Source organism: Mesorhizobium tianshanense (genome assembly GCF_007830515.1).
Lineage (GTDB): Bacteria > Pseudomonadota > Alphaproteobacteria > Rhizobiales > Rhizobiaceae > Mesorhizobium > Mesorhizobium tianshanense.
Genome location: NZ_VLKT01000070.1, coordinates 23100 through 29479, shown reverse-complemented (window position 1 = coordinate 29479; position 6380 = coordinate 23100). Strand labels below are relative to the sequence as shown.

7 protein-coding genes are annotated in these 6380 nt (G+C 61.6%); 5 read left to right on the top strand and 2 right to left on the bottom strand.

From position 1 onward, the window contains the following. Positions 1-325, top strand: a 325-nt coding sequence (locus tag IQ26_RS34045) for a transposase (RefSeq protein WP_208760275.1), incomplete at its 5' end; no start/stop codon positions are given. Positions 326-497: 172 nt separating this feature from the next. Here the strand turns inward: IQ26_RS34045 and IQ26_RS34040 are convergent. Then, entirely contained in the window at positions 498-719 is a 222-nt protein-coding gene (locus IQ26_RS34040) for a DUF6471 domain-containing protein (RefSeq protein WP_145722777.1), read from the bottom strand. Positions 720-897: 178 nt separating this feature from the next. Between IQ26_RS34040 and IQ26_RS39315 the strand changes: the two genes are divergently transcribed. From IQ26_RS39315 to IQ26_RS34025, 4 genes are all read left to right on the top strand, one after another. Then, a complete protein-coding gene (locus tag IQ26_RS39315; RefSeq protein ID WP_156090969.1) occupies positions 898-1074 on the top strand; it encodes a hypothetical protein in 177 nt (58 codons plus the stop codon). A gap of 587 nt (positions 1075-1661) precedes the next feature. Beyond that, the gene (locus IQ26_RS34035) at positions 1662-2660 is read left to right on the top strand and encodes a site-specific integrase (RefSeq protein WP_240547382.1); all 999 of its coding nucleotides are present in this window, start codon (positions 1662-1664) and stop codon (positions 2658-2660) included. A 305-nt stretch (positions 2661-2965) separates the two neighbouring features. Next, positions 2966-4072 (top strand): copper-containing nitrite reductase, encoded by a 1107-nt coding sequence (gene nirK / locus IQ26_RS34030; protein WP_145722775.1) that lies wholly within the window; start codon positions 2966-2968, stop codon positions 4070-4072. Positions 4073-4123: 51 nt separating this feature from the next. After that, positions 4124-5014: an SUMF1/EgtB/PvdO family nonheme iron enzyme gene (locus tag IQ26_RS34025; protein ID WP_145722774.1), complete on the top strand. Its 891-nt coding sequence runs from the start codon at positions 4124-4126 to the stop codon at positions 5012-5014. Positions 5015-5154: 140 nt separating this feature from the next. Here the strand turns inward: IQ26_RS34025 and IQ26_RS34020 are convergent, their stop codons facing one another. Next, positions 5155-6330, bottom strand: coding sequence for an NnrS family protein (locus IQ26_RS34020; RefSeq protein WP_145722773.1), 1176 nt, complete (start codon positions 6328-6330; stop codon positions 5155-5157). Positions 6331-6380: the final 50 nt, after the last annotated feature.

Genomic DNA, 6380 nt, shown 5'->3' with positions numbered 1-6380 from the left:
CATCCTCGCCGACGCCGGCTATCGCGGCCACAACGCACCGCAGAGCCACAAGTTCAGGGTCTTCACCGCCGGCCAGAAGCGCCGCGTCACCCCAGCCATCAAGCGCCAGATGCGGCGGCGGTCGGCGGTCGAGCCCGTCATCGGCCACATCAAGAGCGAACACAGAATGGGCCGCAACTACCTCGCCGGCCGCCAGGGCGACGCCCTCAACGCCATCCTGGCCGCCGCCGGCTACAACTTCTCCCTCCTGCTCAGGTGGCTGAAGGATTTTTTGTCGCTCTTGATCGCCCTGCTTCAACTTCGGCCGAAGTCGGTCGCCGCTTAGGGCCCGGATTGTTCACGGTCGACCACAGATATCCCCACGGAAAAGGCTAAAGGGCATCTGGGCTGCGGCGGCAGACGCGTGATTATTGAACCGCGGCGCCTATTGCTACCCAGAGCTGCGATTGCTGCGTCTAGATCACTGCACGGACGAGGCGCCGGCGCCCCGACAAATGTCAGTCGAGCTTCAGCCTTTGCGACCCTATCGCCTTGAGGCACTGGGCGAAGAACACGGCGCTGAAGCGTCCGCGTGATAGCTTGTTGCTGATGTTCGCCTCTTTCTCCTCGACCCCGATAGCGGCCAGCTTTTCGACCAGATCGGCATAGCTCAGGCCCTGAAGCTTGAGCTCGGCCTTCAGGAGCCCGCTCATCAGCCGCTCCCACTCTGTCTCGGTCATCCGAACATTCTCCGCCAAAAAAATCTTGCGCGGCCCATTGCGTTCCTCATCTTCATAGCTATCTATCTTATACAGTAGACTTCTACTTTAAATGATATGTATCCACTTTCACTCGACCTCAGTAAGGAACCCACCACATGACCATCGACCAGACTACGGCAGACGTGCGACGGATTTCTTGCGCGAACTCTCCTCGGAGCTGGATCTGCACTACGACGACGAAGACCTTCACGCCCTCAAGCCAACGATCGAAACGTTGCGACGTGCCGCGACACTGATGGCTGACACCGGCTACGAAGCCCCTGAAGTCTACCACCATGTCATGGGCCGCTTCGAGCGGATGACTCGCTCCTAGCATAGCGATCCGACATCAGAATTCCACGGCGCCCAACCATCCTCTTCCACAGGACTTTCAAGATGACTGAACCATTCGACCCCTCCATCTCGAGCTCCGACTATCTGGCCCCTGGCGCGCGAAGGACGGGTTATCGGCTGGTATGGTCCCGTCCGCATCGCATTCCCAGATGGTACGATGGGCGCACCTGGCCTGCGCAAGGAGCGAGATGCGGGACTGGTCACTGAAATGATCGCGGGCAAAGAGTATGTAACCTTGGCGGCGATCGCCGACATGAGGAAAAGATGTCAAGGACTTCGAAAGGGGCACGCCTTGTCTGGCGCGACGAAAGCAGGAAACGGGACGGTTCCTTACGCAGCCGAGCCGGCTGGTTCATCCGGGACGGCGCGACCTTCATCAGCGCTTGCGGCGGCACTGGCGACCGCGAACGCGCTGAAAAGCGGCTCGCCAGCTACATCACCGAAAAGTACGAGCCGGTCCGCGAGCGCGGTCGTGATCCCACTACCGTCGCGATAGCCGACGCTGTTAGTGTTTACCTAACAGACGTCGCGCCCGGTCACGCGAAACCGAAAGAAACCGCTGCTCGTATGGTCGCGGTGCTTAACTGGTTCGGCGACATGAGGATCGGCGACATTAACGGCAAAATCTGCCGTGACTATGCCAAGGCGCACGGCGACGGTGCGGCCGCCAGGCGGCAACTGGAGGACCTACGGTCGGCGCTAAACAGCTATCATCGAGAAGGCTATATAAGTTCGACGCCTGCGATCGTGCTGCCACCCAAGTCCGCGCCGCGGGACCGATGGCTGACACGTGACGAAGCGGCTGCTTTGATCCGCGCGGCTTGGCGCATGCGTCAATCTTGGAAAGGAAGGCCTAGCGACCGTCGCACAGGACGCCACGTGGCGCGCTTCATCCTAGTTGCTCTCTACACCGGCACTCGTTCCGCCGCGATCTGCGGCGCCGCCGTCCGACCGACGGAGCGGGCGGGCCATGTCGACCTTGAACGCGGCGTGTTCTATCGTCGTGCAGCCGGTCGCCTCGAGACGAAAAAGCGCCAGCCGCCGGTGCGCCTGCCCAATCGCCTGCTTGCCCATATTCGGCGATGGGCGATCACGCCACTGGAGATCAAGACCAAGGGTCGCGGCAAAAGCGCAAACACCGGCCGAATGATCGCCCATGACTATGTCGTCGAGTGGAACGGTAAGCCCGTCCAGTCGATCAAGAAAGCCTTCCGCTCAGTGGTCGAGGCTGCCGGGCTCGGCTGGTACGACGATGTTGTAGCGCCGGACGGCAGAACCAAGCGCGTGTTCCGTACGGACGTGACCCCGCACATCTTCCGCCACACCGCTGCTACCTGGCTAATGCAACAGGGCTCTGATCCCTGGGCGGCCGCCGGCTTCCTCGGCATGACCGTCGAGATGCTGATCCAGACCTATGGCCACCATCACCCGGACTACCAAGCGGATGCCGCAGAAGCGATCGTCTCCAAGGCGGGCTCGCGAAACATTCCGAGAAAAGTCGTCCGAATGCCGGGGGGCACAGAAGGCCAACGCTCTCACCCCTCCCCAAACAAACCCCACAGGTAAGTCAGAAATAAAGTGAACAGAGGCCACCGCTCGTAAGCCCGGAAATCCGGGCTTTCTGGGCAAGATACCTCCTTCGGGACGATGGGGTCACAGGTTCAATCCTGCCACTCCGATCAGAAAAAGCAAATACTTAGCGGTTCCGAAACTCGCTACGCACCTGGATTCGACAAACGCGCAGCGCAAATTCGAATGGCGCCCGCCGTCCTGCGACACGCCTTCATACAGTTTGCGCCAACGCAAAGAAAAGGCGCTTCACGTCCGGTAGTTTCCCCTCATCAGCAACGATTGAGAGATAGGAGACTAAAATGCTCACGCGACGCGAAGCCCTCTTCGGCGCAGCGATTGGCGCTGCCGCCGTGGCGGCGATGCCCGCATTTTCCGCAACGGCCGCCCAGGCGGAGATCGGCAAGCTTGCCCGCGAGAGGATCAAGCTCGTGGCGCCGCCGTTCGTCCATCAGCATGATCAGGTCGCCAAGGGGGGCCCGAAGATCGTCGAATTCACCATGACGATCGAAGAGAAGCCCGTTGTCATCGACGCCGACGGCACGACGCTCAATGCGATGACCTACAACGGCTCGGTTCCCGGCCCGCTGATGGTCGTGCATCAGGACGACTACGTCGAATTGACGCTCGTCAATCCCGATACCAACACGCTCGCCCACAACATCGATTTCCATGCCGCAACCGGCGCGCTGGGCGGCGGCGAGCTCACACTGGTCAATCCCGGCGAGCAGGTCACCTTGCGCTTCAAGGCAACCCGAACGGGAACGTTCGTCTATCACTGCGCGCCCGGCGGCTCGATGATCCCCTGGCATGTCGTATCCGGCATGAGCGGCGCGATCATGGTCCTGCCGCGAGATGGCCTGAAGGACGACGAGGGCAAGCCGGTCAAATACGACAGCATCTTCTATATCGGCGAGAACGACTTCTATATCCCGCGTGACGAGAAGGGCAACTTCAAGAGCTATGAAACGGCCGGCGACGGTTACGACGACGTGATGAAAGTGATGCGCGGACTGATCCCGACGCATGTGGTGTTCAACGGCAAGGCGGGGTCGCTGACCGGCGACAACGCGATGAAGGCGAAGGTTGGCGAAACGGTGTTGATCGTCCATTCGCAGGCCAATCGCGATACGCGCCCGCACCTGATCGGCGGACACGGCGACTACGTCTGGGAACAGGGCAAATTCGCCAACGCGCCGGCCAAGGATCTGGAAACCTGGTTCATTCGCGGCGGATCGGCGGGCGCGGCGCTCTACACCTTCCTGCAGCCGGGCGTCTACGCCTACGTCAACCACAATCTGATCGAGGCCGTGGAACTTGGAGCGACCGCTCATTTCATGGTCGAGGGCGAGTGGAATGACGACCTGATGACGCAGGTCGAAGCCCCGAAACCCATCGTCACGAACTGACGATGCCGCAATCGCCCGGACAGCGCCGCTGTCCGGGCATGGACAAAAGCCATGCCGCTCCACATCCCAAGGTTTGCATCGGCCGCCGTGGCGGCCGTAGCGGTTCCCGTGGGGTTGTCGATACAAGCTGTCGGCGATTGGGGTGGACATCGACAGTCCTATCCCGCGGCCCATCCCCTGGCCATGACCGTTTCCCTGCTTCCCGGTTCGATCGTCTATCCGATGCCGGGCGAGTTCCTGAAGGACGGGCGCCCGCAACGCAATCCCCGCCTCAGGCAACAGTTCGACAAGCCTCTCGAAATCATGACCTATCAGGTCAGCGCGGCCGACTACGCGGACTGCGTGGCGGCCGGCGGATGCCAACCGCCACAGGAGGCACGCGCGATCCCGGACGATGCTCCGGTAACCGGAGTGAGCTATCTCGATGCCGACGCCTATGCGCGGTGGTATTCGGAGGCGACCGGCGATCACTGGCGGCTGCCATCCGATGAGGAGTGGGCGTTTGCCGCGGCGGAGCGCTTCACGGGCGAATTCGAGGGGGTAGAAGACGACGCCGACAACCCCGCCAGGCGTTGGCTTACCAGCTACAAGGCCGAGGTCGCGCTCAATCGCAGGCCGGACCCCTTGCCGAGGAGCCGAGGCTCCTTCGGCGTGAACTCCCGTGGCCTCGCCGATCTTTCCGGCAACGTCTGGGAGTGGACATCGACATGCTATGTCCGCGCGACGTTGGCGGCAGATGGAGTTGGTGTTGCGAGTTCGATTGACAATTGCGGCGTCCATGTCGTCGAGGGTTTTCACCGGACCTACATGTCGAACTTCGTCAGCGACGGCAAAAGCGGGGGCTGTGCCGTTGGGACGCCTCCCGACAATCTGGGATTCAGGTTGGTGCGGAACCAACCGGGGTGGGCGAAAAGGATCCTTGGCCGCCTAGGGATCATCTGACAAAGAGGAAAGCGGCGGCCGCGCGCGGGATGCGTTCAAATTGAACTGAGCATCCCGCTCTATCTATTTGTTTTAGCATAATTTCTGCGACGCCGATTGATTCCACCTGACTGCAGAATGCTCTATCGCTGCCGCCTGCTTCACCGCGCCCTTGGCGTCATCAACGCGGTTCCATAGACCAAGATGAAGCCGGCAAATGCCGCCACCCATGCGGCGCCGGCCAGATGGATGAGCCCGTCATGGGGACCGAAGGCGCCCAAGGTTCTCAATGATCCCGCGAGAAGGATGGCCGCGAAGACAAACGACGCTCCTCTTCCAGCCTTGAGCGCTCGCCCAGTGTGTCCGAGCGTTGCGCGGGCCATCACGGCGAGTGTCATCGAGCCGATCGCGCCGGCGCCAAGGGCGTGGAATCCCGCCGCGGCAGGCACCGCGTCGGGAAAGAATATCGACGCCGAGACCAAGGCAAGACCGACCGGCACAAAGGCGTATGCGGCATGGAGCACGAGCACGAGCGGATCCCGCGTTGTGCGCTCTCCCGCCCAGCGCGACAAACGCCATGCCTGGCAGATTGCGGCGATCGCCATGAGCACTCCGGAGATACTGCTGTCGGGGATGACCGTCCATGCTCCCAGCGCGGCAATGGAGACGGCTATCGACGCGACGTCAAAACGATCGAAGGGCGCCGGAAGCCTGCCCGGGTTTTCGCGGACAAGCCAGTTGCGCGTGAAGCTCGGAATGATGCGCCCGCCGATGAGCGAGATGAGGATGATCGCCGCGGCAATGCCGAGCCTGCGGCTGATGTCCGATATACCCTGAAGATGCGCCTCCACGTGGAACGCGCCGTTGGCGCAGGCCAGAACGGCGAGCGGCAGCAACACTTTGAGATTGCGCCAGTTCCTTCCCGCGACGATTTCGCGGGCCGCCGCAGCCGTGACCGCAAGCAGAAATGCCACATCGATCACAGCGGCAGCTGCCCAGCCGATGTCCGCCGAGAAGAAGATGGCGGCGCGCCCGGCAATCCAGAGGACAACCAGTGCCAGCAATGGCGAACCTTGCACGGGCAGCCGGCCGGTCCAGTTCGGGATCGCGGTCAACAGGAACCCGGTAACGATCGCCGGCAGATAGCCGAACAGCATCTCGTGCACATGCCAATCGACCGGAACAAACGCACTGTGAGCATCGAGTTCACCTGCATATATCGGCAGCCAAAGCATGACGGAGAACCCGGCCTGAAGTGCCCCAAGGAAAAAGAACGGCCTGAACCCGTAGGAAAGAAACGCAGGACCGGAGTAGGCCCGAAGACGTGGAATTCCCATGATTTGTGACTCCAGATAGAAAAGGGCCGGATGAACCGCCGCCCCTCGGT

Excerpts from the sequence above, each read along its gene's own strand:
- IQ26_RS34035 (WP_240547382.1), top strand. The coding sequence starts at position 1,662 with ATGGTCGCGGTGCTTAACTGGTTCGGCGACATGAGGATCGGCGACATT.
- IQ26_RS34040 (WP_145722777.1), bottom strand. The coding sequence starts at position 719 with ATGACCGAGACAGAGTGGGAGCGGCTGATGAGCGGGCTCCTGAAGGCC.
- IQ26_RS34025 (WP_145722774.1), top strand. The coding sequence starts at position 4,124 with ATGCCGCTCCACATCCCAAGGTTTGCATCGGCCGCCGTGGCGGCCGTA.
- IQ26_RS34020 (WP_145722773.1), bottom strand. The coding sequence starts at position 6,330 with ATGGGAATTCCACGTCTTCGGGCCTACTCCGGTCCTGCGTTTCTTTCC.
- nirK (WP_145722775.1), top strand. The coding sequence starts at position 2,966 with ATGCTCACGCGACGCGAAGCCCTCTTCGGCGCAGCGATTGGCGCTGCC.